Source organism: Klebsiella sp. MPUS7 (genome assembly GCF_009905335.1).
Lineage (GTDB): Bacteria > Pseudomonadota > Gammaproteobacteria > Enterobacterales > Enterobacteriaceae > Klebsiella > Klebsiella grimontii.
Genome location: NZ_CP047604.1, coordinates 3626853 through 3652601, shown reverse-complemented (window position 1 = coordinate 3652601; position 25749 = coordinate 3626853). Strand labels below are relative to the sequence as shown.

Annotated in this window: 25 protein-coding genes; 14 read left to right on the top strand and 11 right to left on the bottom strand. The window is 55.0% G+C overall.

What is annotated here, in order from left to right:
* The 6 genes from GUC22_RS17110 to GUC22_RS17085 are packed head-to-tail and all read right to left on the bottom strand — an operon-like array spanning window position 1 to window position 5746.
* The gene (locus GUC22_RS17110) at window positions 1–1170 is read right to left on the bottom strand and encodes a M24 family metallopeptidase (RefSeq protein WP_004871527.1); all 1170 of its coding nucleotides are present in this window, start codon (window positions 1168–1170) and stop codon (window positions 1–3) included.
* Window positions 1157–2257, bottom strand: a complete 1101-nt coding sequence (locus GUC22_RS17105; RefSeq protein WP_154955133.1) for a mandelate racemase/muconate lactonizing enzyme family protein — start codon at window positions 2255–2257, stop codon at window positions 1157–1159. Before GUC22_RS17105 ends, GUC22_RS17110 begins: the two co-directional genes overlap by 14 nt.
* A complete protein-coding gene (locus GUC22_RS17100) occupies window positions 2254–3429 on the bottom strand; it encodes a M20 family metallopeptidase (RefSeq protein ID WP_049090222.1) in 1176 nt (391 codons plus the stop codon). Before GUC22_RS17100 ends, GUC22_RS17105 begins: the two co-directional genes overlap by 4 nt.
* 13 nt (window positions 3430–3442) lie before the next feature.
* Complete coding sequence (locus tag GUC22_RS17095) at window positions 3443–4183, bottom strand: amino acid ABC transporter ATP-binding protein (RefSeq protein WP_148865398.1); 741 nt, start codon at window positions 4181–4183, stop codon at window positions 3443–3445.
* Window positions 4180–4905: an amino acid ABC transporter permease gene (locus GUC22_RS17090; protein ID WP_004871517.1), complete on the bottom strand. Its 726-nt coding sequence runs from the start codon at window positions 4903–4905 to the stop codon at window positions 4180–4182. The genes GUC22_RS17095 and GUC22_RS17090 overlap by 4 nt, the downstream gene beginning before the upstream one ends.
* A 28-nt stretch (window positions 4906–4933) precedes the next feature.
* A complete protein-coding gene (locus GUC22_RS17085) occupies window positions 4934–5746 on the bottom strand; it encodes an ABC transporter substrate-binding protein (protein ID WP_004871515.1) in 813 nt (270 codons plus the stop codon).
* A 191-nt stretch (window positions 5747–5937) separates the two neighbouring features.
* On the opposite strand from GUC22_RS17085, the gene GUC22_RS17080 reads away from it, so the two are divergent.
* Window positions 5938–6834, top strand: coding sequence for a GntR family transcriptional regulator (locus tag GUC22_RS17080; RefSeq protein WP_134878551.1), 897 nt, complete (start codon window positions 5938–5940; stop codon window positions 6832–6834).
* Between the two features lie 51 nt (window positions 6835–6885).
* A complete protein-coding gene (locus tag GUC22_RS17075; RefSeq protein WP_082237359.1) occupies window positions 6886–7671 on the top strand; it encodes an SDR family oxidoreductase in 786 nt (261 codons plus the stop codon).
* A 164-nt stretch (window positions 7672–7835) separates the two neighbouring features.
* Here the strand turns inward: GUC22_RS17075 and GUC22_RS17070 are convergent, their stop codons facing one another.
* Window positions 7836–9272, bottom strand: coding sequence for a DHA2 family efflux MFS transporter permease subunit (locus GUC22_RS17070; protein WP_134878550.1), 1437 nt, complete (start codon window positions 9270–9272; stop codon window positions 7836–7838).
* Between the two features lie 165 nt (window positions 9273–9437).
* Here GUC22_RS17070 and GUC22_RS17065 point away from each other — a divergent pair, with 165 nt between their 5' ends.
* Entirely contained in the window at window positions 9438–10034 is a 597-nt protein-coding gene (locus tag GUC22_RS17065) for a TetR/AcrR family transcriptional regulator C-terminal domain-containing protein (RefSeq protein WP_160183659.1), read from the top strand.
* A 100-nt stretch (window positions 10035–10134) separates the two neighbouring features.
* A complete protein-coding gene (locus GUC22_RS17060; protein WP_004871504.1) occupies window positions 10135–10479 on the top strand; it encodes a RamA family antibiotic efflux transcriptional regulator in 345 nt (114 codons plus the stop codon).
* 211 nt (window positions 10480–10690) lie between these two features.
* On the opposite strand, the gene GUC22_RS17055 is transcribed toward GUC22_RS17060, so the two are convergent.
* Both GUC22_RS17055 and GUC22_RS17050 read right to left on the bottom strand, forming a co-directional pair.
* Window positions 10691–11383 carry a response regulator gene (locus GUC22_RS17055; protein ID WP_134878549.1) on the bottom strand — a complete coding sequence of 231 codons (693 nt, stop codon included), beginning with the start codon at window positions 11381–11383 and terminating at the stop codon, window positions 10691–10693.
* Window positions 11373–13010 carry a sensor histidine kinase gene (locus GUC22_RS17050; protein WP_160183658.1) on the bottom strand — a complete coding sequence of 546 codons (1638 nt, stop codon included), beginning with the start codon at window positions 13008–13010 and terminating at the stop codon, window positions 11373–11375. The genes GUC22_RS17055 and GUC22_RS17050 overlap by 11 nt, the downstream gene beginning before the upstream one ends.
* Before the next feature lie 345 nt (window positions 13011–13355).
* Between GUC22_RS17050 and GUC22_RS17045 the strand changes: the two genes are divergently transcribed.
* From GUC22_RS17045 to citG, 7 genes are all read left to right on the top strand, one after another.
* Window positions 13356–14717 (top strand): 2-hydroxycarboxylate transporter family protein, encoded by a 1362-nt coding sequence (locus tag GUC22_RS17045; protein WP_024359646.1) that lies wholly within the window; start codon window positions 13356–13358, stop codon window positions 14715–14717.
* A 17-nt stretch (window positions 14718–14734) separates the two neighbouring features.
* Complete coding sequence (locus tag GUC22_RS17040) at window positions 14735–15607, top strand: fumarylacetoacetate hydrolase family protein (RefSeq protein ID WP_024359645.1); 873 nt, start codon at window positions 14735–14737, stop codon at window positions 15605–15607.
* A 2-nt stretch (window positions 15608–15609) separates the two neighbouring features.
* Window positions 15610–16635 (top strand): [citrate (pro-3S)-lyase] ligase, encoded by a 1026-nt coding sequence (gene citC / locus GUC22_RS17035; protein ID WP_154933066.1) that lies wholly within the window; start codon window positions 15610–15612, stop codon window positions 16633–16635.
* Window positions 16636–16651: 16 nt separating this feature from the next.
* Window positions 16652–16945, top strand: coding sequence for a citrate lyase acyl carrier protein (gene citD / locus GUC22_RS17030; RefSeq protein ID WP_102650288.1), 294 nt, complete (start codon window positions 16652–16654; stop codon window positions 16943–16945).
* Window positions 16942–17817 carry a citrate (pro-3S)-lyase subunit beta gene (gene citE / locus GUC22_RS17025; RefSeq protein ID WP_024359642.1) on the top strand — a complete coding sequence of 292 codons (876 nt, stop codon included), beginning with the start codon at window positions 16942–16944 and terminating at the stop codon, window positions 17815–17817. Before citD ends, citE begins: the two co-directional genes overlap by 4 nt.
* A 10-nt stretch (window positions 17818–17827) precedes the next feature.
* On the top strand, window positions 17828–19351 hold the full coding sequence (gene citF, locus GUC22_RS17020) for a citrate lyase subunit alpha (protein ID WP_024359641.1): 1524 nt from the start codon (window positions 17828–17830) through the stop codon (window positions 19349–19351).
* Window positions 19352–19432: 81 nt separating this feature from the next.
* The gene (gene citG, locus GUC22_RS17015; protein ID WP_160183657.1) at window positions 19433–20239 is read left to right on the top strand and encodes a triphosphoribosyl-dephospho-CoA synthase CitG; all 807 of its coding nucleotides are present in this window, start codon (window positions 19433–19435) and stop codon (window positions 20237–20239) included.
* A gap of 53 nt (window positions 20240–20292) precedes the next feature.
* Here citG and GUC22_RS17010 read toward each other — a convergent pair whose 3' ends face one another.
* Window positions 20293–20745 (bottom strand): PACE efflux transporter, encoded by a 453-nt coding sequence (locus GUC22_RS17010; protein WP_134878545.1) that lies wholly within the window; start codon window positions 20743–20745, stop codon window positions 20293–20295.
* An 874-nt stretch (window positions 20746–21619) separates the two neighbouring features.
* Here GUC22_RS17010 and GUC22_RS17005 point away from each other — a divergent pair.
* The gene (locus tag GUC22_RS17005) at window positions 21620–22288 is read left to right on the top strand and encodes an ATP-dependent Clp protease proteolytic subunit (protein ID WP_024359637.1); all 669 of its coding nucleotides are present in this window, start codon (window positions 21620–21622) and stop codon (window positions 22286–22288) included.
* Between the two features lie 280 nt (window positions 22289–22568).
* Here GUC22_RS17005 and GUC22_RS17000 read toward each other — a convergent pair whose 3' ends face one another.
* Window positions 22569–23876 carry an alpha-glucosidase/alpha-galactosidase gene (locus GUC22_RS17000; protein ID WP_101868204.1) on the bottom strand — a complete coding sequence of 436 codons (1308 nt, stop codon included), beginning with the start codon at window positions 23874–23876 and terminating at the stop codon, window positions 22569–22571.
* 199 nt (window positions 23877–24075) lie between these two features.
* Here GUC22_RS17000 and GUC22_RS16995 point away from each other — a divergent pair, with 199 nt between their 5' ends.
* Entirely contained in the window at window positions 24076–24915 is an 840-nt protein-coding gene (locus GUC22_RS16995) for an AraC family transcriptional regulator (protein ID WP_049085439.1), read from the top strand.
* Window positions 24916–25101: 186 nt separating this feature from the next.
* On the top strand, window positions 25102–25716 hold the full coding sequence (locus GUC22_RS16990) for a TetR/AcrR family transcriptional regulator (protein WP_004871494.1): 615 nt from the start codon (window positions 25102–25104) through the stop codon (window positions 25714–25716).
* Window positions 25717–25749: the final 33 nt, after the last annotated feature.

The following is a 25749-nucleotide window of genomic DNA, read 5'->3' as shown; positions in this document are numbered from 1 at the left end:
TTACAGCAGTGTTAATGGGCGAGCCAGGGAACCCAGCTGGCGATATCCGGTTTCAGTCACCACCACGGTTTCGCTGACGCCGACGGTGAATTGACCGTAGATACGCAGGGCCGGTGGGATGTGGAAAGTCATTCCTGGCTGCAGCTCGGTGGTGACGCCGCTGTAAAGGCTAAGGATGCCGCCTTCGCCCCAGTCCGGCGCAAAGGCGATGCCGATGGAGTAACCGGTGCGTTTTTTGAAATTTTCAGTGAAACCGGCGCGGTCGATCACCTTCTGGCAGGCCAGGTGCGGCGCTTCGCAGGTAGCGCCCGGACGAATGGCGTCGAGGGAGGCCTGCAGGGCTTCCTGACAAACTTTTTCCATTTCGATGGCGATAGCGGGCGGGCGGCCTAGCCAGGCGGAGCGCATCATCGCGGCGTGGTAGCGATCGTGGGCGGCAGACATCTCCAGAAAAACCGGGTCGTTATCCTGCATCACCCGACGTCGCCATGTGCCGTGCGGCACGCCGCTTCGCGGACCGGTTGAGACCAGCGGTTCCATACCGACATACTCGGAACCGGCGGCAATGGCGGCCCCCATCATCGCCGAGACCAGCGCGTTTTCGTCTGCGCCGCTGCGAATCGCCGCCATCCCGGCGCGCATACCCGCATCGACATAGCGGGCCGCGGCGGCGATTTTTTCCACCTCCGCGGCCGACTTCACCGCGCGCAGCGGTTCGATGACGCCAGCCGTATCGGCAATCGCGCCGAGCTTAGACTGCAGGGCTTCATACACGGCAATCGGCAGGAACCAGCCGCGTTTATCCAGTCCTATGCGCTTATTGAGCCAGCCGCGCTGTTGCAGCATAGCCACCAGAAAATCCACCGGGTTATCGCCATCCTGGTAAATAGCGGCATCTGAAATAAAGGTGTTGGCGATAAAGTTAAAGTATTCGAGCTGACGAATCACAAAGACCGGATCCCCTTCTACCGGCAGCAGCAGCGCCTGAAAGGTGTAATATCCCGGCGTTTGCTGACCGGTAAGCCAGAAAATGTTTTCTGGTCCGGTAACAATCATGACGTCCACGCCCGCGCTGCTTAAGCGTTCGCGGGTACGTCGAATGCGTTGCGCATATTCGTCAGCGCTAAAGGCGGACTCACTGCCCTGAATCACATTGTTAACATCTTGCATCGTTAAACTCCTGGAGTAAGTTGGCCTGCGCGGCATTGAACTGCACGCCCAGACCGGGAGAGTCGTTGACGGTGACCCGTCCATTGCGGTATTCCAGCCCGCTGACGGGATCATCCGTTAAGCCATCGGCGCCATACAGTTCGGCAAATGCCGGTTGCACCACCCGGCAAAGCTGGAGCGCGGCGGCGGTGGCGGCATGGCCTTCATTCATCTGACCAATCATGAACGGCACGTCGGCGCGCCGCAGACGGCGGGCGGCGGCAAGCGTCGGAGCGAGGCCGCCCAATTTCACCAGCTTGAGATGCCCCCACAGCGCGCCTTTGGCGGCGATCAGCCGGGTGATGGCTGCGTCGCTATTGAGACTTTCATCGAGCATGATCGGGATGCCGTAGCCGTACAGTTCGGCAAGCTGGCTGTCGTATACCGGGCTTAACGGCTGTTCGATGTAGCTGAGATTCAGCGCTCGCAGAGAGGGGAACGCTGCGTGAGCCTGCGCCAGCGACCACTGGCCGTTCACGTCAATCGCCAGCGAAATCTGCTGGCCAAACCGCTGACGCAGCCTTTGCAGGCGGGCCAGGTCGGTGGCGAAATCCGCTACGCCCGTGCGTAACTTCAGCTCGGTGAAACCGCGATCGACATAGCGTTGCGCCTGCTCCAGCATCCGCGACTCGCTGCTCCAGAACAGGGTTTGATTGGTGCGCCAGGCGGGCAGGCCAGCTTGCGCCCCCAGCCAGGCGGCAACGCTTACCCCCTCCTGACGCGCCAGCAGATCGTGCAATGCCATATCCAGCACCATGCGTGACGGCGGCAGCAGCGTGGGGTCCTCATCATGCAGCGCGGTAAGTAGCGCCGCGGGCTGCCGGCGCCAGTCCCAACGGCTGAGGATTTGAAGCAGGTTGTTCAGCACCTGCTCTTCGCTATAGCCATGCAGGTAGCGAATATTGAGCCGCACTTCGCCAATCCCCGTCACGCCCTGGTCGTCCAGACGCAGCCAGAGGGTGTCGAGCGCCGTCACCGGGCCGGAGGCGGCGGTATGCAGCATCACACCGGCATAATGCAGTTCTCCGCGAAAGAGCTGCGCTTTCATAAACCGGGCTCCGGCGGCAGCATGGCGAGCGCAATATCGAGATAGATATATGCCGCGGCGATAAATTCATCGACGGGGACGAATTCATCGGGCTTGTGCGCCACGGCCAGCGAGCCGGGGCCAATGACCACGCCCTTTGCGCCCAGCGAACGGAAATGCACCAGGTCGCAGCCGCCCTGAAAACCAAACGGGCCGGGCTCGCTCTGTCCGTGACGGCGGCAGGCGGCAAGGCTTTGCTCGACAATGGCTTCGCTGCTGTCGGTTTGCGTCGCGCCACCGGTGGTGGGCTGCCAGGCGATAATTTCGGCTTCCACGCCCGCATGAGCGTGCGCGTGGTCGAGCAGCTGTTGCAGTTCGGCCTTGACGACCGCTTCGTCTTCACCCGGGACCATGCGGCGGTCAAGCAGCAGCTCACAGCTGTCGGGCACCACGTTGTCCGCATGGCCGCCGTGGATGCGGGTCACCGTCAGGCTGGCGTTACCGACCAGATCGTGGCAGCGGCAACGCACCTGCTGGTGGTGGGCCTCTTCAATCAGCCCTAAAAGGCGCGCGGACTGGTAAATCGCGTTAACCCCCAGCTCCGGCGTGCCGGAGTGCGCGGTGACGCCTTTTACCCGCACGCGAGGACGCAAGCTGCCTTTGTGAGCGGAGAAGGTCGCATTCGATGTCGGCTCGCCAATCACCGCGAAATCAATCGCCGGTGGGTTATCACGTACGTAGAATTTCGCCCCTTCGCTGGCGACCTCTTCATCGGCGGTGAACACGCCCATCAGCGTGCCGGACCAGCGCTGACGATTGGCGGCCAGCAAACGCAGGGCTTCAACCATCGCCACCAGTGGGCCTTTGGCATCGCAGGCGCCGCGCCCGTACAGGCGCCCGCCGCGCTCGGCGAGCGTGAAGGGATCGCTGGTCCAGCCGCTGCCCGCCGGAACGGTGTCGATATGGGTGTTAAAGGCGAAGCACGGCCCCGGTCCATTGTGCAGGACGGCGATAACGTTGGTCCGCCCCGGCGCGTATTCGCTAAAGGAGAGATCGAATCCGGCGGTCAGCAGCCAGCCTTCCAGACATTCGGCGGCTTCACGCTCATGGCCCGGCGGATTCTCCGTATTGATGGCAACCAGCGTCGCTAAGTCCTTTTTCATACGCGCGCTGTCAACCTGATAACTGAACATAGGAACTCCGTGATTAATGTAATATTTGCGTCAGGAAGCGCTGCGCGCGCTCGCTGACGTTGCCGGCGAAGAAATCGCTGGTGCTGGCGCGATCGATAATTTCGCCGTCTTCCATAAAAAGAATGTTGTTAGCGGCCCGGCGGGCGAAGCCCATTTCGTGGGTCACCACCATGCTGGTCATTCCTTCTGCGCTGAGCTCCGCCATCACTTCCAGCACCTCGCGGATCATCTCCGGGTCGAGGGCTGACGTGGGTTCGTCGTAGAGCATGAGCTCGGGCTTCATCGCCAGGGCTCGGGCAATCGCCACGCGCTGCTGCTGGCCGCCGGAGAGCTCGTCAGGAAAGTGGTCCGCGCGTTCGTTGATGCGCACCTTCGCCAACAGGTTGTCCGCCAGCGTACGGGCATCAGTGCGGTTCATCCCCAGCACCGTCATCGGGGCCAGCATGATGTTTTCCGCCGCCGTCAGGTGCGAGAACAGCTCGTAGTTCTGGAACACCATGCCAATACGCTGCCGCAGTTTGTGCACCGGCACTTCGCCCCGGCTGATGTGCTGGCTGGCGAAGAACACGTCGCCGCTGTCGGCAGGGGAGAGCATGTTGACGCAGCGCAGCAGGGTGGATTTCCCCGAGCCCGATGGCCCAATCAGGACCACGGTTTCCCCGCGCTGCACCTCAAGAGAGCAGTTCTTGAGCACGGTCTGGCGGCCAAAAGTCTTATCAATACCGATCATCTCCAGCAGCGGTTTCTCGCTCATGGTTCCTCCCGGGCGGGTTTTGGTAATTTAAACAGGCGGTTCAGCCGCTTCTGGCTTTTGCTGCGGCGCTGTTTGGGATCCAGCACGCTTTCCAGCCACGACTGGAAGACCATAAACAGGCTGGTGAGCAGCAGGTAATAGATGCCTGCGGCGCATAGCGCTTCGAAGTAGCGGAAGCTGGCGCTGGCGGTCTGGTTGGCGACCAGCAGTAGTTCCTGAACGGCGATAACCGAGACCAGCGCGCTCGATTTCAGCATGCTGATCATCTGGTTACCCATCGGCGGCAGAACGATGCGTGCGGCCTGAGGCAGCACGATTTTTCGCATGATCTGCCCGCTGGTCATACCGAGCGCCATGCCGGCGGTGCGCTGGCCGCTTTTTACGGCCTGCAGGCCAGAGCGCAGAATTTCCGCCATGTAGGCGCCTTCATTAAGCGAAAGCGCCAGCACTGCGCAGGTAAATGCGGAGAAGCGTAAGCCGAAGCCTGGCAGCACGTTGTAGACAAAGATTATCTGGAACAGCACCGGCGTCCCGCGAAACAGCCACAGGTAGAAAAAGGCCAGCCCTTTCCCGGCGCGAAACGGCGCTTCCTGCAACAGCGCCAACACCAGGCCCAGCACCACGCCACACAACAGTGAGCAGAGGGTAATCAGTAGCGTCATCCAGGCACCCTGAACAAACTCGGGTGAGAGGAAGTACTGCCACATAAGTTCGATCGACATAGCGTTCTCCGGTTAATGGCGAGACGGGTTAGAAAAGGGCAACGGAGTCAGGGAAGTTCCATTTCTTTATCAGTTGCTTGTAGGTGCCATTTTTGACGAGGCCCTGGAGACCTTTTTCCAGCAGAGCCTGGGTTTCGCTATCGCCTTTACGCACGGCAAACGCGATGTGGGTATCTGCTTCGAACTCATCGCCAACCGCTTCGAACATGCCCGCTTTTTCGGTTAGCAGGGCGACGGTTCCCGGCGTGGAGAGGAATTCGGCATCGGCGCGACCCTGGGAGACGGCAACGGCGGAGTCGGTAGCGGCGGGGAAGGTCATGACGTTAATGGCCGGTTTTTTGGCCTCCAGGCAGCGCTGGTTGTCTGCCCGGGCCTGGCTCTCTTCGATCCCGCCGAGCGTCACGGCGATATTTTTGCCGCAGAGGCTCAGGTCGCGTCCGGTGATTTTTGCCGGATTACCTTTGCTCACCACCACGCGGCTGCCGATCTTCAGGTAAGGCACGAAGTCGACCTGCGCGGCACGGGTCGGGTTGACGTACATGGCGGAGTTGATGATATCGAGACGTTTCCCCTGCAGCGCTGGGATAAGCCCTTTGAACTCCATCGGCATCGGCGCAGGCGTCAGCCGGATCTCTTTGCTTAGCGCGTTAATCAGGTCGATATCGAAGCCGGTGAGCTTGCCCTCTTTCACGAACTCAAAAGGCATAAACGTCGCCGCCGTGCCGTAGGTCAGCTTGCCCGGGGCGATGGTTTCCACCGCAGCATGGCCCACCAGCGGGAGTGCGGTCAGCGCGAACATCAAGGTACGCACGTGGCGAAACAATAAAGAATTGCTAGACATAGTCGTCTCCTGGTTAAGGTCTAAATTGAATTTAATGTGTCAATAAATACAATTATACGTGTGAAAAAAACGTCTCATTCTGGTGCGTATTGCACGTTAATCGTGCAGTCCTTGCTTTGTTTTGCTGCGTTTTGTTGTGCGTGATATTGTATATATCGACCACAACAATGCATTCCAGGGAAGCGTTCTCCATGCAGCCTGACTCCACTGCGAGCAGTCGCCGGATAGCCCGGCAAATACTCGACCTGATATCTGAAGCAAAATTCGATCCAGGTCATCATTTACGCGAGCAACATCTTGCCGATGCGCTGGGGGTTTCGCGTACGCCGGTGCGCGCCGGGTTAAAAGAGTTGACCCGAATGGGGGCGGTTGAAGCGCGTCCAAATCAGGGTTTTTTCCTGCTTAAACGCAGCAATGAGCTGGAGCTGCTGGAGATTGAGCAGTCCAAGAGCAATGACCAGAAGCTTTACGAACAGCTGGTCCATGACCGTATTGCGGGCGTGCTGCCGGAATCGTTTACCCAGACTGAAATCAGTCAGCGCTATGAGGTCGATCGCGGGGTGCTGACCCGTACGCTGGTGAAGCTATCGGAGGACGGCCTGATTGCGCGCAATGCGGGGCACGGCTGGCGCTTTCTGCAAACCCTCAACTCCGATGTCGCCCTGCGCAACAGCTACGGTTTTCGCCTGATGATTGAACCGACGGCGCTGCTGACACCCAACCTGCATGTGGACAGGCAGATGCTTAAACGCCTGCGCGCCCAGCATCTGCGCCTCATCACCCACCCGGACATTACGCAGGTTCCGGCAAAAGAGATTTTCGAAACCGACGCTTTATTTCATGAGTTGCTGGCGGAAGCCAGCGGCAATCTGTTTGTGTTACAGGCTATCCAGCAACAAAACCGGCTGCGCCGTCTGCTGGAATTTGGCAGCTATCACAATAAGCGCCGCGTAAAAGAGTGGTGCGAAGAGCACGTTGCTATCATCGATGCCCTGCGAGAGAACAAGCAGGAACAGGCGGCGGAATTGATGAGAAAACACCTGCAATACGCGTTTGACCAGGTCAATGTTAAAAACGGTCGCGCATAGCTGGCATCGCTCTTGCACATATTGCTTCTGAAAATACAATCAGGAGCATTTATGGATTTGCAGATACAACAACGAGTGGCGCTGGTGTGCGGTGCCGGAAGCGGCCTTGGGCAGGCTATTGCCCTTTCGCTGGCGCAGGAGGGCGTGAGGGTGGCGGTCACCGGCCGCAATGCTGATAAACTGGCGCAAACGGTGGAGCGTATCACCCGGACGGGCGGTACTGCCCGCGCCTGGCCGTTGGATCTGGCCGCCCCGGAACGGTTTGATTCGGTGATTGCCGATATTCGCCAGCAGTGGGGCGATATCGATATTCTGGTCAACAACTCCGGTGGCCCGCGGCCCGCATCGGCGCAGGGGACAGATGGCGCAGTCTGGCAACAGCAGTTTTCAGTGATGGTCGCCTCGTTGATTCAGCTCACCGATAAACTCCTGCCCGCCATGCGCAGCCGCGGCTGGGGACGCATTATTACCACCACGTCATCCGGCGTAATTACCCCCATTCCTGGCCTCGCCCTCTCGAATGCGCTGCGCATGAGCCTGCTCGGCTGGTCGAAAACCCTCGCCAGTGAAGTGGCCGGCGACGGCGTGACGGTGAATGTGATGGTGCCAGGGCGCATCGCCACCGACCGCGTGGGGCAGCTGGACGCACTCAGGGCGCAACGGGAAAACAGCAGTGCGGAAGCGGTCGCCGAAAAGAGTCGTCTGAGCATTCCGGCCGGGCGCTACGGTGAACCGCAGGAGTACGGCGCCGCCGCGGCGTTTCTGGCAAGCCAGCCTGCCAGCTACATTACCGGTGCGGTGATTCGGGTTGATGGCGGATTGATCGGCGCGATTTAGTCAGTGAGAATGCGTCATGTCGGTCGGCTTCGCAGCGGACCGGCATGACTGCCTAACAGCTGCTCCGAATGGTTTATTTTGCAGGCAACGAAGTCCATTTCTGCAAATTTAATCAGCAGGCTTTGGGATCGGGTCTGAAAGCGATAAATTTTCTGATTAAACTTTTATTCTTCCTGCGTTGTTAAAACGGAATGATTTACCATAAAAAATGCGCAAAGCGCGAGCAGTACGGCCCCAGCGGTAAGTATCCATCCGGCGTGGTGAAAGGCGGTTAAGCTCCCATTAGTCGGAGCGAATCTAATGTAGCTCGCGGTAATCAATGCCGTTCCCGCCATCGCGCCAATACGCTGGAGGATGTTAAGAATAGGCGCGGCATCAGCGACATGACGGCTGCCAGCCATCGCCATGCCCGCTGCCATAGCGGGTACCGTCGCCAGGGCTAAACCGAACCCTCTGACGGCGATTGCTCCACCCACAAGCGTATAGCGACTTTGCGCATCAATCATCCCCAGTGGCAGGGTGGCAAAAGCCGCGAGTAAGCCGCCAACGATCAGCACCGCGCGTGGCCCCAGCTTATCAGAAAAATAGCCTGCCACCGGAAATCCTATCGCCGAACCGATTAACTGAGGCGTAAGCAGCAAGCCCACTTCAGCCAGCGTTTTATGGCAAACGTCGCGAAAATATAAAGGAAGCAGGAACTGCCCGCCAAAATTCACCGCGCCGCCGATAGTCATCAATACGGCAGATAAAGTGAAGCCCCGATGTTTGAAAAGCCCGAGATGCAGTAAGGGGGATTCAATGCGCAAAGAGCGATAAATAAACAAGCAGGTGAACAGGGCGCCCACGCTCAGCATGATGACGTTCCAGCCATATTTACCGTTATTAAGGCTGAGCGCTTTCATGCCTTCCATCAGCATCGGCAGGCTGCAAAAGACCAGCGCCAGTCCCAGCCAGTCCAGCGAGAGGGGCCTGTCATTTTTTATTGTCGGACGGGGAAGCAACTTCCACCCGGCGAGATATGCACACAGGCAGAAGGGCACGGTGATCCAAAATAACCCTCGCCATCCGCAGCTTTCAAGCAGGAGTGCGCCAAGCGATGTCCCCAATAAGGGGGCAATGACGATGGCGACGCCAATCGTGCCAATGACCCGCCCCAGGCGTTCGCGTCCGACGACCAGGCCAAGAATAGTTTGCCCCGCCGGTACGAGTAATCCCCCTGCCAGACCTTGCATCATTCTTGCGGCAAGCAGCACCTCGAAACGTGGGGAAAGGGCGCAAACGGCCGAGAAAATCGCAAATAAAATCAGCCCATAGAGCCAAAGCTGCGTAGCGCCAAAGCGTCTGACGGCCCAGGCGCTCAGCGGAACGCCTGCTGCAAGGGCCATAAGATACGCTGTTGCTATCCATTGTATTGCCGAGTCCGGCACCCCCAGGCCGATGGCCATGGCGGGCAGCGCAGCGCTGAGCATCGTTGATGAAAGCATGGTGGAAAAAGCTCCCAGCGTGATAATGGCTGCCTGCATCCACAACACTGGCGGTATGGCATCTGTCGGCCGCGTATTGTTTGTTTTCTTAACGTACTTGTCTCGATCGATATTCATAAAAAGACCCTAACGACGATGAGCGAAGAAATCTATCATTGATCAATTTATCTATCATTGATAGAGTAATTTGCATTAAAGATTCCGTCAGGCGTCGGGTTCAGACAACGTGTCTCTTCACCGGCCGCTGGCACGGGTAAATGGATTAACAACAGGATCAATATCATGGCGAAAATTCAACGAGATCAGGTGATTGAGGCAGCATTAGCTCTCTTAGATGAAGTCGGTCTGGAAGCGTTGACGACCCGCAAGCTGGCACAAAAACTGGGCGTGGAATCTGCGACGTTGTACTGGCATTTCAAAAACAAAGCCAATTTGCTGGAAGAAATGGCTTCAGCTGTTTTAGCCAAACACCATGCGCTACCTGTGCCCGAAGACACTCCGGAATGGACAAGCTGGCTGGCGGATAACGCACGTAGTTTCCGCCGCGCTCTGCTCGCCCATCGGGACGGCGCTCTGTTACATGCAGGGACATCGCCGACCCGGGTGGGAGGAGAAACCTTTTATCCAAAACTGGTTTATCTTGTTCGAGCCGGTTTCACTGAGGCAGAAGCCGCAATGATATTACTCGCGATTAGCGAATACACTTTGGGGTGCGTATTAGAGGAACAGTCGCGAACGTACGGTAATGATAATAAAATGTTATCAAAAATACCGGCAGAAATTGCCCATATCGAATCGTTGGTCAATCCACATCCGGATACCGCTTTTGAGTATGGTCTGTCTTTGATAATTAAAGGATTATCAATGCCATCAGCTTAATATTGTGCTTATTACAACACGAATAGCATCAGAGGCTTTAGCAAAAATTACTGCAGAACCACCTTGATAATACCGGGAGAATGCATAAGGAGGAGACCCCATGTTTATTTCTGAATCCGTGATCGCCGTTATCATTGATTGGATCGACGATAACTTACATAAACCACTGCGTATAGAACAAATAGCTCATTATTCAGGTTATTCAAAATGGTATCTGCAGCGTTTGTTCCTGCAATATAAAGGAGAGAGCCTGGGGCGCTACATTCGTCATAAAAAGCTGGATTCAGCTGCCCGCGATTTACGCGAGACCGATGAGAATATTTACAGTATTGGCTTGCGCTACGGCTATGACTCGCAGCAAACCTTTACACGATTATTTACCCGGCATTTCCATTTACCCCCCGGTGAATATCGCAAGAAAAACAAAACAGCGTATTTGTCCTGAACGCGTCTCATCAATGAGCGTATGCCCCCGAGGCGCTTGTGGTCTTCAAAAGCGCCGTAGTTGATGAGCAAGAGACGATCGTTAGTGGGATAGGGAAGAGCGATTTTTCTCTGAAAACGCGACCACGCCAAACCTGAGCCAGCGGTCTTTCCCTCTTCTCACCGAGAGGCGCAGCGCCCTGAAAAAGCCTGTCAGCTATCCCCGCCCGCCATCACGTATCTGCCCGCCTGTACATTCTTCGCGGATGGCCAATTTTCCCGTACAGCATCTCCACGCGCAAAAATCCTGCCTCCACGCAGTGCTCCAGATAGCGGCGTGTGGTTGTTTTACTTAACCCCGTCTCGCTGACGACTTCATCGACAGAAAAGCAGTGTGTCGTTCTGGCGTTGAACAAGGTTTGCACCCTCGCCAGGGTGTTCTCTTCGATGCCCTTACCGCCGTTATCCTTACGATAATTTTTGGCCTGTAGCTGATACAGCGAATCAACGTTCTGCTGGTCGACAATCTTCCACTCCCGCTGTTGCTCGGCGAACTGAACAAAGCGCTCAAGCGATTGGCTCAGCCGTTTCCACGACACGGGTTTAAGAATGTAATCAAACGCGCCGTTGCGGATCGCCAGGCTACAGGTATCCATATCGCTGGCGGCGGTGATGAAAATCACCGAGCAGTTAGCGTGAGCCAGCAGGGGATTGCTGATCAGCGTGATGCCTTTCCCATCGGGTAAATAGTTATCCAGCAGAATAAGCTGCGGTTGCAGGCTGGCAAGTTTCGCCTGCGCCTCGGCCAGCGAGGAAGCGATGCCAACCAGACGCAGGCGAGGATGTTTGCTAACCAGTTCCGCATGCAGTTGCGCCAGTTCGTTCTCGTCTTCAACAATTAATATGTCAATATATTCATGTTGCATAGTCAATATCTTCCAGTTCTTGAGCAGGGCGGCGGGCGGTTCCCGTGGCGGGAATAAAGAGCGAGAAAATAGCGCCCCGCGGGGTGTTATCGGCAACTTCAATGTAGCCGTCAGCCTGGGTGACGTAACTTTCGATCAGGTACAGGCCAATACCATGATCGCCACGCGTTTTGGTGGTGATACCGCGTTCAAATATACTTTCGCGGATCGCCGGTTTAATTCCTACGCCCCGATCGGCCACTTCAATAATCAGCTCGCGCTCATTCAGCTTAATCAGCACTTCGATCGGATCGTGCGGGAGCGGCGCACGCTGCGTGGCTTCAATCGCGTTGTCCAGCAGGTTGCCAATAATTGAAATTAATTCTGCTTCCAGAAGCGGGGTGAAAGCTTTATCCATCCGGCAGGCGGGATCGAAATTAATCTCGACCCCTTTTTCTCGGGCGCGCACGGATTTACCCAACAGCAGCCCGCACAGCGTGGGCGAGCTAAAGTGTGAAGAGATAAAGTCCAGCAGCTCCTGGGCGTGTTCCGACTGCGCCTGAATAAAATCAATGGCCTCTTTATAGCGTCCCATATGCAGCAGGCCGGAGAGGGTAGCCATTCGGTTTAACTGTTCGTGACGCATAATGCGCAGGTTATCGACATAGCGTTTCACCTGGCTAAGCTGGGCGCTGAGCGAGTCGATTTCATTGCGATCGCGAAAGGTAATGACCCAGCCCTGGAGCGAATCTTCCAGCATGATACGCACGCGGCTGGCAATCACCGTCAAATCATTAAAACGGCAAATCTCATCGTGCGTATCTTTGAGCAGCATGGTGCGCGGTGTGAAGAACGGCACGGGCGTGATGACTTCGCTGATTAACTGCCCACGCAGCGCCCTCGCGGGCTGGGATAAGCCCAGCAGCGTTCGCGCTGCCTGATTGATCACCTCGATTCGCAGATCGCGATCGACCGCGATCACGCCTTCATAGATAGACTCCATCATTGCCTTTTGCTGACGAACTAGCAGGCCAATCTCTCGCGGCTCAAGCGAGAAGATCTGCTTCTTTATGCTGCGGGTGAAAAACCAGGAAAAAATAAACAGCGCGATAAGCAGTAGCAGGGCGGCAATAAGGATGTTGACGACCTTATTGACGGTGATGGTATCCAGATAGCTGGTGAGATAGCCCACGGAGACAATGCCCACCACCCGGCCGACATCGTTGAAAATGGGGGTTTTGCTGCGCAGCGAAATGCCTAAACCTCCATTACGAATGGTGGTGATACTTTTTCCGCGCAGCACCTCTTCGTTATCGCCGCCAACGAGCGTCGTGCCCGTCCGGTCAGCGAACACGGAGTGAAACAGATGCTGACCTTGATTATCACCAATAACAATAAAGCTCGCATCGCTGTGCGCTGCTATTTGCTGCATAAAATGATGAATGGCTTTGATATCTTTTTCTTCTACCTCTTTACGCAAATTAGGAATAAGCGCAATTTCTTCCGACTGTATTTTAGCTCTGGTGCTCATCTCCTGATATAGCTGTCTGCCAACATCGACATAATAGTAACTTCCCAGTAAGACAAATAGCACTGAGAAAAAGGCAACCAGTGAAATAAACAGTTTTATCTGAAATGACACTCTCATGACCATCACGCACGGCATCAACGGGTATGGGCAATATATCATCTTTTTTCATGCAAACCCGCAGTTTACTTAAAATTTGTGATCTTTTGCACCGGTGTACTTACCTGTGAAATTATTAAACTAAGGTTTATCTTAATACGCTTTTAATGAATGTTATATATATGTTCAATTAGGAAAAGAAACCATAAAAACCACACCAATAAACAAGGCGCTAATCACATTAAATAAAATAAACCATTAAAACCATAGCGGCCATTAAAACTCCGGATTTAATATGCCATTCCTCACATTATTTAAGCCCTGGCGACTTTACGCTTAACGCACAAATAACCAAGAGGCTTTATTATGAGCACTACTGACGATTCTTTATCTGTAACCCACGACCCGGTTAATATTCAGCGGCCGTCCCTCAAAGAGCGCTGGTGGCACATTATGGATACCTGGAAGGTGGGGATCATCCCGCTGCCGCTGTTTGTGCTGGCGGGAGCATTAATCGCGATCGACTGCCTCGGCGGCAAGCTGCCGAGCGACATCGTGGTGATGGTCGCCACGCTGGCGTTCTTCGGCTTCGCCTGCGGCGAGTTTGGCAAGCGGCTACCGATTGTTGGCAAGCTGGGCGCTGCGGCGATTTGTGCTACTTTCATTCCTTCCGCGATGGTCTATTATGGCCTGCTGCCGGACGTGGTGGTCGAATCAACCACCAGGTTCTACAAATCCACCAACATTCTTTATCTCTATATCTGCTGCATCATTGTCGGCAGCATCATGAGTATGAACCGCACTGTGCTGATTCAGGGCTTCCTGCGCATTTTCTTCCCGATGCTCTGCGGCGAAATTGTCGGCATGATCGTCGGGATGGGCGTGGGCATGGCGCTCGGGCTTGAGCCTTTCCAGATCTTCTTTTTTATCATTCTACCGATCATGGCGGGCGGCGTGGGCGAAGGCGCAATCCCGCTCTCCATCGGCTATGCCGCGCTGTTGCACATGGATCAGGGCGTGGCGCTCGGTCGCGTGCTGCCGATGGTCATGCTCGGAGGCTTAACCGCCATCATTATCTCCGGTTGCCTGAACCAGCTCGGCAAGCGCTATCCGCATCTGACCGGTGAAGGTCAGCTGATGCCAAACCGCGCTAATGCGGACACCGCCACCTCCCAGCCAGCGTTCTCCGGGAAAGCGGACGTGACGACGATTGCCTCCGGCGCGCTGCTGGCGGTGCTGCTCTATATGCTGGGCATGCTTGGCCATAAGCTGATTGGCCTGCCTGCGCCGGTTGGCATGCTGTTTGTAGCTGTGCTGGTTAAGCTTTGCAACGGCGCATCTCCGCGTCTGCTGGAAGGATCCCAGGTTGTTTATAAATTCTTCCAGACCTCCGTCACCTATCCGATTCTGTTCGCCGTGGGCGTAGCCATTACCCCGTGGCAGGAGCTGGTCAACGCCTTCACCGTAAGCAACCTGCTGGTCATTGTTAGCACCGTCTCCTCGCTGGTCGCGACCGGATTTTTCGTGGGTAAGAAGATTGGTATGCATCCGATTGATGTCGCCATCGTCTCATGCTGTCAGAGCGGGCAGGGCGGTACCGGCGATGTGGCAATCCTGACCGCAGGCAATCGCATGAGCCTGATGCCGTTCGCCCAGATTGCTACTCGTATCGGCGGCGCGATCAACGTCTCTATCTCTCTGCTGATTCTGGGCAACTTCCTCGTTTAAGTCTTCAGGAAAGAACTATGAAACTCGCAAGCTTTATCTATAAAGGTCAACGCAGCTACGGCATCGTCAAGGCCGACGGCGTGGTGAATTTAGGTCGCCGTTTGGGGGACCGCTACGGCGACCTTAAGGCGCTGCTACAGGGTAACGGTATGTCGGAGGCCACGCGCTATCTCGATGACGCCGTCGACGCGCCGCTGGAGGCCATCACCTTTTTGCCGGTGATTGAGCGGCCGGAAAAAATCCTCTGCGTGGGCATGAACTACGCCGCCAAGCGCCAGGAGTTTGACCAGCATAATCCGGCTCCGACGCTGTTTATCCGCTTTCCGGACTCCCAGACCGGGCACAATGCGCCGGTACTGAAACCGCGTCACTCCAGCGAGTTTGACTATGAGGGCGAGCTGGCGGTGATCATGGGTAAAGGAGGCGAAAATATCCGCCGCGAGGACGCGCTGCGCCACGTGGCGGGCTATAGCTGTTACATGGACGGTTCGGCCCGCGACTGGCAGCATACCTGGTTTACGGCGGGGAAAAACTGGCGTCAAACCGGGGCGTTTGGCCCGTGGATGGCGACTGCCGATGAGATCCCGGACCCGCATCAACTTGCGATCCGCACCTGGCTGAACGGCCGCATGGTTCAGGAAGACAACACCAGCAGCATGATCCACAAGGTCGCGGAGCTGATTGAATACATTAGCACCTTCACCCGCCTGAGTCCGGGCGATGTGATTATCACAGGCTCGCCGGGCGGCGTGGGTAAAAAACGTAATCCGCCGCTGTTTCTTGAGGAGGGCGACCGCATTGAGGTGGAAATCGAAAACATCGGTCATCTGAGCAATACGATCGTCGAAGCGCCAGCGCAACGGCTGAACGCAGCGCGCCAGGAAAGCTGAGTATGCACACGCAACCCACCATTGATTTTCGACTCACGGAAGTGGCCGAACATCCCGAAAGGCTCAGCCGGATTCGCGGGCTACTGGCCGACAGCGGTCTGGGGCTGGACAACGATATCATTCTGTTTGTCGAGGCGTTGTCCGGTTCGCAGCTGGTGGGATGCGCGGGTCTTGCGGCCAACGTTATCAAATGCGTGGCGGTTGATGAGCAGATGCGTGGGGTAAATCTGAGCGCGCGCCTGCTGGCGGAAGTGGAAAACGTCGCCCTCGCGCACGGCCATTTTCACCTCTTTCTGTGTACCCGTCCATGCAACAAAGAGCGCTTTGCCCGCAGCGGCTTCTGGCCCATCGCCCAAAGTGGCAACAGCGCGGTGCTTATGGAAAACACCCCCCTGGGCATTGAGCGTTACTGCCGTTCGCTGGCTGGCCAGCGCAGGTGTGGGGAGCGTATCGGCGCGATCGTAATGAACGCCAATCCGTTTACTCTCGGGCACCGTCATCTGGTGGAGCAGGCGGCCAGGCGCTGCGACTGGTTGCATCTGTTCGTGGTGCGCGAAGATGCGTCGTTCTTCCCGTTTCGCGAGCGTCTGGAGATGGTGCGGGCGGGCGTCGCGCATCTGTCGAACGTCTCCGTGCATGAAGGATCGCAATACATTATTTCGCGCGCTACCTTCCCCGCCTATTTTCTGAAGGAGAGCGGAGAAGTGCAGCAGGCGTGGAGTGAAATCGATGTGCTGATTTTCCGCGATTTTATCGCGCCGGCGTTAGGGATAACCCATCGGTTCATCGGTTCCGAGCCGTTTTGCGATATCACACGACAGTACAATCAGACGCTGCATCAACTGCTGACTCCGCAGATCTCGGTGGTGGAAATTCCGCGCATCAAGGCCACAGGCAATGCCATTTCGGCATCGGAAGTACGCCGATTACTCAGAACACAACAGGTTTCTCGTATTCGGGAGATTGTCCCGGAGTCCACGTTTGCACACCTCAAAGCGCACTACAGCGCGCGTGCGGAAGTGGCATAACTATCAGGAATTAATCATGAAAATTGTTAGGGAGTCGCTGTCCGGAACCCAGGAGTCCAGCGACCTGATGGTGAAAATCGCCCCCGCCGACGGCGGTCTGGAGATTATCATTCACAGTGAAGTGATCAAGCAGTTTGGCGAGCAGATTCGCCAGACGATCGACGAGACGCTGCGCGCGCTGGACGTGCGCCAGGGATTAATTATCGTCGAGGATAAAGGCGCGCTGGACTGTGTGATCCGCGCCCGCCTGCAGAGCGCGATCCTGCGCGCTGCGGAAGAGCAGACCGTTGACTGGAGAAAAATGCAATGACTACACTCCGTCGCAGCATGCTGTTTCTGCCCGGCGCGAACGCCGCCATGCTCTCTACCGCATTTATCTACCGACCTGACTCCATCATGTTCGATCTTGAAGACGCCGTTGCCTTGCGCGAGAAAGATACCGCGCGCCTGCTGGTGTTCCACGCGCTGCAGCACCCGATGTATCAGGATATCGAAACCGTGGTGCGCATCAACCCGCTCAGCACGCCGTTTGGCCTGCTAGATCTGGAGGCCGCCGTTCATGGCGGCGTGGATGTAATACGGCTGCCAAAAACCGACACGCCGGAGGACATCTACGAGCTGGAAGGCCACCTGGCGCGTATCGAACGCGAGTGCGGGCGCGAAGTGGGGTCGACCCGCGTCATGGCGGCGATTGAATCCGCAATCGGGGTGATTAACGCTGTGGCGATTGCCCGCAGTTCCCCGCGGCTAATCGGCATCGCGCTGGCGGCGTTTGACTACGTCATGGACATGCAGACTGAACGCGGCGACGGCACCGAGCTGTTCTATGCGCGGTGCGCCGTGCTTCATGCCGCCCGCGCCGCAGGCATAGACGCCTTCGACGTCGTCTGGTCAGACGTTAACGACGAAGCCGGGTTCCTGCGCGAGGTCGATTTGATCCGCAAAATGGGCTTTAACGGGAAATCGCTGATTAACCCGCGCCAGATCGACCTGCTGCATAACGCTTACGCCCCAACGCAGGAAGAGGTGGATCACGCTCAGCGCGTGATTGAAGCGGCAGAGGAAGGCGAGCGTAATGGCCTCGGTGTGGTGTCGCTCAACGGCAAAATGATCGATGCCCCAATCATCAACCACGCGCAGGTGGTTCTCGAACGTGCGGCGGCCTCCGGCGTGCGTCGTTAAGGATTACACAATGAATCAGACAGAGCTTCTCCATGTGAACTTTCCCCATCTGCGGGATTTAAAACCTTTTGATACCGCCCATAGCGCGACGCCGTGGCTCAACAATCCTGAAGAGAAAAAGAACCGTAAGCTGTGCGCTTCTGTTGAAGAGGCCGTTTTACGTAGCGGTTTGCAGGACGGAATGACCATCTCCTTCCACCACGCGTTCCGTGAAGGCGACCGGGTGATCAATAACGTCGTTTCTCTGTTGGCGAGAATGGGATTCAGGAACCTGACGCTGGCTTCCAGTTCGCTGATGACCTGTAACGATGCGCTGATCGAGCATATCCAGAACGGCGTCATTGCCCGTATCTACACCTCCGGCATGCGCGGTAGGCTGGCGGATGCCATCTCTCACGGGCTGATGGACGAACCGGTACAAATTCACTCCCACGGCGGGCGCGTCAAGCTGCTGCAGGATGGCGAACTGAATATCGACGTCGCGTTTCTTGGCGTACCGTGCAGCGATGAATTTGGCAATGCCAACGGAACCCACGGCAAATCGAGCTGCGGCTCGTTGGGCTATGCGATGGTGGATGCGCACTTCGCCCGTAAGGTGGTGCTGCTGACTGAAGAACTGGTGCCGTTCCCTAATATGCCCGCCAGCCTGGTGCAGGATCAGGTGGACTACATCGTGCAGGTGGAGAGCGTCGGCGATCCCGCCAAAATCAGCGTTGGCGCGGCGCGTGTCACCAGCAACCCGCGCGAGCTGATGATTGCCCGTCATGCGGCAGATGTCATTGAGCACTCCGGTTATTTCAGGCCCGGCTTCTCGATGCAGACCGGCTCTGGCGCGGCGGCGACCGCCTGCACTCGCTTTATGGAAGAGAAGATGGAGCGCAGCGGCGTGAAGGCGCGCTTCGCCCTGGGGGGCATCACCGGCAGCCTGGTGGATCTCCACGAGAAAGGCTTAATCGAAAAGCTGCTGGATACCCAGTGCTTTGACGGTCAGGCAGCGGCCTCTCTGGCGCGTAACCCGAACCACGTTGAGATCTCCACCAACGTTTACGCCAACCCCGGCAGTAAAGCGACGAGCTGCGACCAGCTTGACGTGGTGATCCTCAGCGCCCTGGAGATTGACGTCGATTTTAACGTCAACGTAATCACCGGGTCGGACGGCGTGATGCGCGGTGCGTCCGGCGGACACTGTGACGTGGCCGCGGCGGCTAACCTGACCATTGTCGTTGCCCCGCTGCTGCGCAGCCGTATCCCAACAGTGGTAAAACGGGCCACCACGCGCCTGACGCCGGGAGAAAGTATCGACGTGCTGGTGACCGATCATGGCATTGCGGTTAACCCGGCGCGCCCGGAAATCCGCGAGCGTCTGCTTGCCGCTGGTCTCAGCGTTGTGGATATCAATGCGCTGTATGAGCGGGCAATTTCGCTTACCGGCGTCCCAAAACCGATTGAATTTACCGACAAAATTGTCGGGGTGATCCGCTACCGCGACGGCAGCGTGATCGACACCGTTCGACAGGTAAAGGCGTCAATATGACCATTGCGACACCCGCATCAGCGGGTGTCAGTCTGGCGATGCTGCTGGCGGCGAAAGAGCGCCGCGCGGAGAAGATGAGCGATGACTGGTTTGCTCGCGATTAAAGCGCGGCCGATTGATGCGCCCGCGCTGGCGGAAGAGGCGCTATGGCTGGAACTGGAGCTGACGCCGAAGCCGGGGCTGGTAGACAAACTCAACAACGGCGCGCATCGTGATATGGATCACGCCCTGTTTGCCCGCAGTATCGCGGCTATTACCCCGTGGCTGGTTCGCTTTACTGAGCTGGGGGATGCCCACGCGGATAAACCCGCTGCTGAACAGCTACGGATTATTCGCCCGATAGGAATGGCCTGCGAACAGGCCATGTATGCCGCGACCAACGGCGTGAACACCCATAAAGGGGGGATCTTCGCGCTCGGACTGCTGTGCTTTACCGCCGGGCGTGTGAAAAATTTAACGGCGGACCGCCTCTGCGATGAGATGCGCAACATCTGCGCCGGGCTGGTGGCGCGTGAGTTAGCAGGGCGTAGCGGCAGAGCGACGGCGGGCGAGCGGCAGTATCAGCAGTATGGTTTGACCGGCGCGCGAGGCGAGGCGGAGAGCGGTTTTGCCACCGTCCGCGAGGTATTAGCCCGCTGGAACGGCGATCTTCATGAGCTTTTGTTGCGCCTGATGGCCATCAATCAGGACAGCAACCTGGTCTCACGCGGTGGCATCGACGGCTTGCGCTATGTGCAGGGATATGCGAAAGGTTTGCTGGCTAACGGCTGGGATCGCCGGGCGCTGCTAGAGATGGACAATGCGCTGATTAGGCGCAATCTTAGCCCCGGGGGCAGCGCAGATTTACTGTCGGTGGGATGGATGCTGGCAAAATTACCCTCCGCCTGAACAGGGGGAGGGGATAACGTTTTATGGGCGATAGGCCAGCCGAAACGCTGGCACTACGACTGGGTGGCAGGCTGCTTCCTTCGCCCGATGAAGAGCCAGCGGATGTAATCATAAAGCCAGTTATAAGCCATAGTGTAAGGCAGAAAGAACAGCACCAGCCCCATTTCTACGTAAAGTGCATCAACAAAGGATAGACCAAGCAAAAGCATTGCAATGGGCGTAAGCGCGGCGATTAGACCAACCTCAAAGGCTACGGCGTGCAGCGCGCGTATCACCACGGTACGTTTGAAACCTTGATATTTTTGCAGTCCGTCAAACAGTTTATTGAAGATATAGTTCCAGACCGTTGCGGTTAATGCTGAGATAAGCGAAAGCGCCCCTGTATTGAGCAAAGACATCTGCATAAACCACGCCAGAAAAAGCGCGATTAGCACATTTGCAAGCAGTTCAAAAAGAACGGCATGAAAAATACGTTCGCGCGCGCTTTTATTAAGTTCAATTTCCATCAGTCCGTTTAACTCCAGCAGACCTGAGCCGTTACGCCGCCAGTAGACTGCTTTATTACTATCAACCCATTACCAACAGCCGGCTGTTTTACGCTATCGGCTGGATAGTGACCATTTTTCCACGTTCAAAATGCTTCAGCAAGCTGAGGTATTTCTTAATAAATTGAAAACGCCAATATTATACACCAACGCCACCCTGATTAGAGGCGCACTTTAGTCTTTATTTTAAACGGTGAGATGGCTAATAAATAAATGATGTAATGAAATTGTATTTTAATTGGATGTGTTTTGTTATCAATCTAAATATTGTATAAACGGAATGAGGAAAAATAATGTTCTGGAGGGTGAACCATGTCGGAACTTAGCAGGGAAATAGTTTCGCTGTATATTTTTTAAACCTCTGTAAACACAAGCTATTAAGAATAATAATCATTTAACGATGATCGACATTAACGATCGTTTTTCTATTTGTGATAGCTGCTGCCTATGATAATGAAACTATCGATCGCGGTTGACAATATTTATCTAGGTTGAAATTATTATTGAAACAGGAAAAAACGTATTTCTGCGCACTATGGATAGATGATGAATAAAATAGTTATAGCAACCTCGACCTGCATAGGTTTACCGTCGCGTATTCATGTGTGGCGGATCTTTATTGTGCGCCATATCCTGACCGTAGCGGCTGAGTGTCTATTTTTAGTTAAAATGAAGAGTATCTGCGTGCTCATAATAACGTTAGTGATCATTTCATTACTTTGCCCTGCATTGCACCAGCTAGCAGGCGTTTCTTGCATGAGGATCTCAAAGACAGGTAAGCACCATCACCACCTGAAGTCGCAAGGGTAATATTACTTCTCACGGGAAAATTCACATGAATATTAAGTTTTTTATAGGCTTGTCGCTATTTATTTCATATTGCTCATTTGCAGAAATGCACTGGGTGAAATCAGAAAACATTAAACCTGCGGAGGTAAAAACAGCGAAGATAATATACTCCGGAGAAATAACCCCTCGTCAGGTATCCGAGCTAATATCTGCTCTTGATGAGATAAATAATGATTATCCGCAGGCAGATTCAATAAAGATATTCATTTCTAGCTTTGGCGGAAGTATGGAAAGTGGATACCTGGCAATGCAGGCTATTAAGGGGTCGAAAATTCCCGTTGAAACTATTAATGCAGGGATGACCGGTTCTTCAGCGACGTTATTATATTGTGGCGCGCAAAAGAGATTCACGCTTGCTGAATCTTCATTTATGTTGCACCCGGCGGCATCGCCAAATATGAATACTGAGTGGATCCGCCCCAATGATATTGAACTGCTAAGGAAAGACGTCGAAGATGGCAATAAGTACTTTAAGACGGTTTATAAACGTTGTACCACTCTGAGTGATGAGGAAATTAAAAAGATACTTTACAGTAATGACAGTGCGCGATATTTGGTGGCATCTGAGGCTGAAAAGATAAAATTATCACAAGGCACGCTTGCGGGTATTCTCCCGACGTCCGTTGCATATTACATTACGAACGACACTAAATAAAATGACATCACGCTCGCGGATAAGGACATTGGATTAGCAGCCACGAGTTTGCGGGGACGCTTCATCAATACCGACAATCAACCGTCCCCTCTTGCCAAATCCAGCGGATCGCTCAGCGTCTCATTGATAGACTCATGGCCGCAGCCGGTTGAAGTGGGCTGAAGTCCTGCCGTATAAGGCATGCCGATGGCTAAATGCGGCAAAACTTCTGCAGATTGGTAACGGCGCGGAAACCTCCGCGCTTTGCGGGCGTACAGGAAGCTGCAGAGCCTTAGGGCGATTAATGGTAGGCTGGAAGCCAGTTGCTATGCGCTTCAATCAGTTCATCGCACAGCTTGCGGATGTCATCGATCGACAGTTCGGCGGAAGTGTGCGGGTCGAGCAGCGCAGCATGGTAGATAGCTTCGCGCTTGCGCGTAACCGCCGCCTCGACGGTCAACAGCTGGGTATTGATGTTGGTACGGTTCAGCGCCGCCAGCTGCTCAGGCAAGTTGCCGACGTAGCATGGCGTGACGCCCTGGCCATCCACCAGACAAGGTACTTCGACGCAGGCCTCGGAAGGTAAGTTGGCGATCAAACCGGTGTTGAGCACATTACCGCCAATTTTATAGGGCCGATCGGTTTCCATCGCTTCGATGATATAAGACGCGTATTCATGGGTACGGCTGTGGGTCAGGCTGGTGTCATGGGTCAGCGCCACTTTCTGCTGCTGCCATTGTTCAATCTGCTCAATACACCGGCGCGGATATTCATCCAGCGGAATATTGAATCGCTCGATCAGCTCCGGGTAGTTGCGTTTGATCCAGTAAGGCATGTATTCGGCGTTGTGCTCTGACGATTCGGTAACGTAATAGCCGAAAATTTTCATGATTTCATGGCGCACCATATCATCATGCTTGCCCTGCAGGGCGCTGGCCCGGCGCTTAATTTCCGGGTACAGATCCTCGCCGTGGCGGCGAATGTCCAGCAGCCAGGCCATGTGATTAATACCCGCGATATGAAATTGCACGTCCTCGGTTGGCATATCCACGCTTTTCAACAGCGTTTCAGCGCAGACCTGAACGCTGTGGCAAAGTCCGACCGTTTTCACCTCCGTATGACGCAGCATAGCGCCGGTTATCGTGGCCATAGGATTGGTGTAGTTGAGTAACCAGGCATTCGGGCAGACGGCTTCGATATCCCGTGCGAAATCAAACATTACGGGTATGGTGCGCAGCGCGCGGAAGATACCGCCAATCCCCAGGGTATCGGCAATCGTCTGCCGGAGACCATATTTTCTCGCGATAGTGAAGTCGGTAATGGTGCAAGGGTCGTAGCCGCCGACCTGGATGGCGTTCACCACGTAATGGGCGTTTTTCAATGCCGCACGGCGGTTCTCAACGCCAAGGTAAGCGGCGATCTTCGCTCTGCCCGCATTGGTATTGCTGTTGATATTGTTCAACATGGCGAGAGATTCATTGAGACGCGCGCCGTCGATGTCGTACAGCGCAATCTCCACCTCTTTCAGCGTCGGGGTCGCCATAATGTCCCCGAGTACGTTTCTGGCGAAAATGGTGCTGCCCGCGCCCATAAATGTCACTTTAATCATGGTATTTCTCCGTTCCTGCTGTTTTGGTCAGGCAGAATGTACGCTGCGGCGTGACCCGGAAATATGGCTAAATGTGATATTGCTATGGCGAAAAATGATGTCGCAAAGAAAGTGTGAGCCAGCTCTGAATCTGACTGAACCGGGGGACTTTACTGGCGGTATCTCTGATAATGTGATGGGAAAAAAGCGCGAGTTACTGATGCACAAGACTTTTACCCTCAATCATACCGACAATATCGAATTGAACTTGTACCAGTACGGCGAGGAGAGTTGTCATAAGGGGCACCGTTATGGCCCCGCTGTTCGCCAGCATTACCTATTTCATTATGTGATAAGTGGAACCGGCACCTTTTACAGTGAATCCGGCGCTTTTCCTGTCGTCGCGGGGGAGGGGTTTTTGATCCACCCCCATGATGTGACCACCTACTGCGCGGATAAAAAAGATCCGTGGCATTATATGTGGCTTGAGGTCGATGGGCTGATCGCCGCCAGAATTTTCGCGGAGTGCCATCTGAGCCGGCAATCACCGATTTACCGGCCCAACCTGAATAAAGACAACGTCAGCGCCCTCGGCTACCTGCGGCAAATTGTCGAACATGGCGATGAACACCGGCTGAAGGTGCAGGGGCTGTGCTATCTCTTCTTTTCGACCTTAATCAGCAATACGCATGATCAAAGGGCTCCTCTCCGTGATGACAAGACCAGGCACCTGCAAAAGGCGATCAAAAAAATTGAAAATCGCTACCACGAACCTCTGAGCGTTGAGAGCCTGGCCGCATACTGTAATATCAACCGCAGCTACCTTTGCCGATTGTTTAAAAGCGCCTACGGTATAGGTCCCAAGGCGTATTTGCTCAATTTCCGGATGAGCATCGCCGTCAGCCTTCTCAAAAACAGCAATACGGCGATTAAAGTGGTGGGCATTTCCGTAGGCTATGAAAATCAGCTGCATTTTTCTAAGGCTTTTAAGAAAATGCACGGCGTATCTCCGGCTAAATGGCGGCAAAAATACCTTTCTGAACAGCAGGCGGCGAGGTGATGTTTACCGCTTATTCAAATCTGTGGTGTGGTTGAAATAAAGTTGTATCGGGGGGAGCCGATGCTTTTGTTGGCAGAGGATTTTGTCTGATACAATTTTGCACGACCTTGCATCAAGCGAAATTGTGGCTGAATGATAAAATGGTCACTATTTGTCAATCAAAGACCATCACGTTAAGCTAACAGAATGACTAAGAATATGAACGTACCATCAGCACGTGGCCCACTCGATCACAGCGTCCGGGAGCAAATCGTCAACGCCGCATTTGAGCATTTCGGGCATTACGGCTACGAAAAAACCACCGTAGCGGAATTAGCTAAATCTATCGGTTTTTCAAAGGCCTACATCTATAAGTTTTTCGATTCCAAACAGGCTATCGGCGAAGTTATTTGCGCTAACCGCCTGGAGACGATCATGACGGCGGTACTTGCAGCGGTGGCGGATGCGCCATCAGCCAGCGAAAAATTACGCCGCCTCTTTCGCGCGCTCACCGAAGCGGGAAGCGAACTGTTTTTCCACGATCGTAAGCTCTACGACATTGCCGCCGTCGCCTCGCGGGATAAGTGGCCTTCAACGGAAAGGTATGCGGAACGCCTGTTAAAGCTGATTGAAAGCATCGTTGTCGAAGGCAGGCAGGCCGGCGAGTTTGAGAGGAAAACCCCTCTTGACGAGGCAACCTATGCGATATACATGGTGATGTGCCCCTTCATTAACCCTGTTCAGCTGCAGTTTAACCTCGAAACGGCGCCGACGGCGGCGGTCATTCTCTCCTCGTTGATTCTCAGAAGCCTGGCCCCCTGAATGATGACCGCTCCTTTTTTTGGTCACGGGTCT

Excerpts from the sequence above, each read along its gene's own strand:
- GUC22_RS17110 (WP_004871527.1), bottom strand. The coding sequence starts at position 1,170 with ATGCAAGATGTTAACAATGTGATTCAGGGCAGTGAGTCCGCCTTTAGC.
- GUC22_RS17105 (WP_154955133.1), bottom strand. The coding sequence starts at position 2,257 with ATGAAAGCGCAGCTCTTTCGCGGAGAACTGCATTATGCCGGTGTGATG.
- GUC22_RS17100 (WP_049090222.1), bottom strand. The coding sequence starts at position 3,429 with ATGTTCAGTTATCAGGTTGACAGCGCGCGTATGAAAAAGGACTTAGCG.
- GUC22_RS17095 (WP_148865398.1), bottom strand. The coding sequence starts at position 4,183 with ATGAGCGAGAAACCGCTGCTGGAGATGATCGGTATTGATAAGACTTTT.
- GUC22_RS17090 (WP_004871517.1), bottom strand. The coding sequence starts at position 4,905 with ATGTCGATCGAACTTATGTGGCAGTACTTCCTCTCACCCGAGTTTGTT.
- GUC22_RS17085 (WP_004871515.1), bottom strand. The coding sequence starts at position 5,746 with ATGTCTAGCAATTCTTTATTGTTTCGCCACGTGCGTACCTTGATGTTC.
- GUC22_RS17080 (WP_134878551.1), top strand. The coding sequence starts at position 5,938 with ATGCAGCCTGACTCCACTGCGAGCAGTCGCCGGATAGCCCGGCAAATA.
- GUC22_RS17075 (WP_082237359.1), top strand. The coding sequence starts at position 6,886 with ATGGATTTGCAGATACAACAACGAGTGGCGCTGGTGTGCGGTGCCGGA.
- GUC22_RS17070 (WP_134878550.1), bottom strand. The coding sequence starts at position 9,272 with ATGAATATCGATCGAGACAAGTACGTTAAGAAAACAAACAATACGCGG.
- GUC22_RS17065 (WP_160183659.1), top strand. The coding sequence starts at position 9,438 with ATGGCGAAAATTCAACGAGATCAGGTGATTGAGGCAGCATTAGCTCTC.
- GUC22_RS17060 (WP_004871504.1), top strand. The coding sequence starts at position 10,135 with ATGTTTATTTCTGAATCCGTGATCGCCGTTATCATTGATTGGATCGAC.
- GUC22_RS17055 (WP_134878549.1), bottom strand. The coding sequence starts at position 11,383 with ATGCAACATGAATATATTGACATATTAATTGTTGAAGACGAGAACGAA.
- GUC22_RS17050 (WP_160183658.1), bottom strand. The coding sequence starts at position 13,010 with ATGAGAGTGTCATTTCAGATAAAACTGTTTATTTCACTGGTTGCCTTT.
- GUC22_RS17045 (WP_024359646.1), top strand. The coding sequence starts at position 13,356 with ATGAGCACTACTGACGATTCTTTATCTGTAACCCACGACCCGGTTAAT.
- GUC22_RS17040 (WP_024359645.1), top strand. The coding sequence starts at position 14,735 with ATGAAACTCGCAAGCTTTATCTATAAAGGTCAACGCAGCTACGGCATC.
- citC (WP_154933066.1), top strand. The coding sequence starts at position 15,610 with ATGCACACGCAACCCACCATTGATTTTCGACTCACGGAAGTGGCCGAA.
- citD (WP_102650288.1), top strand. The coding sequence starts at position 16,652 with ATGAAAATTGTTAGGGAGTCGCTGTCCGGAACCCAGGAGTCCAGCGAC.
- citE (WP_024359642.1), top strand. The coding sequence starts at position 16,942 with ATGACTACACTCCGTCGCAGCATGCTGTTTCTGCCCGGCGCGAACGCC.
- citF (WP_024359641.1), top strand. The coding sequence starts at position 17,828 with ATGAATCAGACAGAGCTTCTCCATGTGAACTTTCCCCATCTGCGGGAT.
- citG (WP_160183657.1), top strand. The coding sequence starts at position 19,433 with ATGACTGGTTTGCTCGCGATTAAAGCGCGGCCGATTGATGCGCCCGCG.
- GUC22_RS17010 (WP_134878545.1), bottom strand. The coding sequence starts at position 20,745 with ATGGAAATTGAACTTAATAAAAGCGCGCGCGAACGTATTTTTCATGCC.
- GUC22_RS17005 (WP_024359637.1), top strand. The coding sequence starts at position 21,620 with ATGAATATTAAGTTTTTTATAGGCTTGTCGCTATTTATTTCATATTGC.
- GUC22_RS17000 (WP_101868204.1), bottom strand. The coding sequence starts at position 23,876 with ATGATTAAAGTGACATTTATGGGCGCGGGCAGCACCATTTTCGCCAGA.
- GUC22_RS16995 (WP_049085439.1), top strand. The coding sequence starts at position 24,076 with ATGCACAAGACTTTTACCCTCAATCATACCGACAATATCGAATTGAAC.
- GUC22_RS16990 (WP_004871494.1), top strand. The coding sequence starts at position 25,102 with ATGACTAAGAATATGAACGTACCATCAGCACGTGGCCCACTCGATCAC.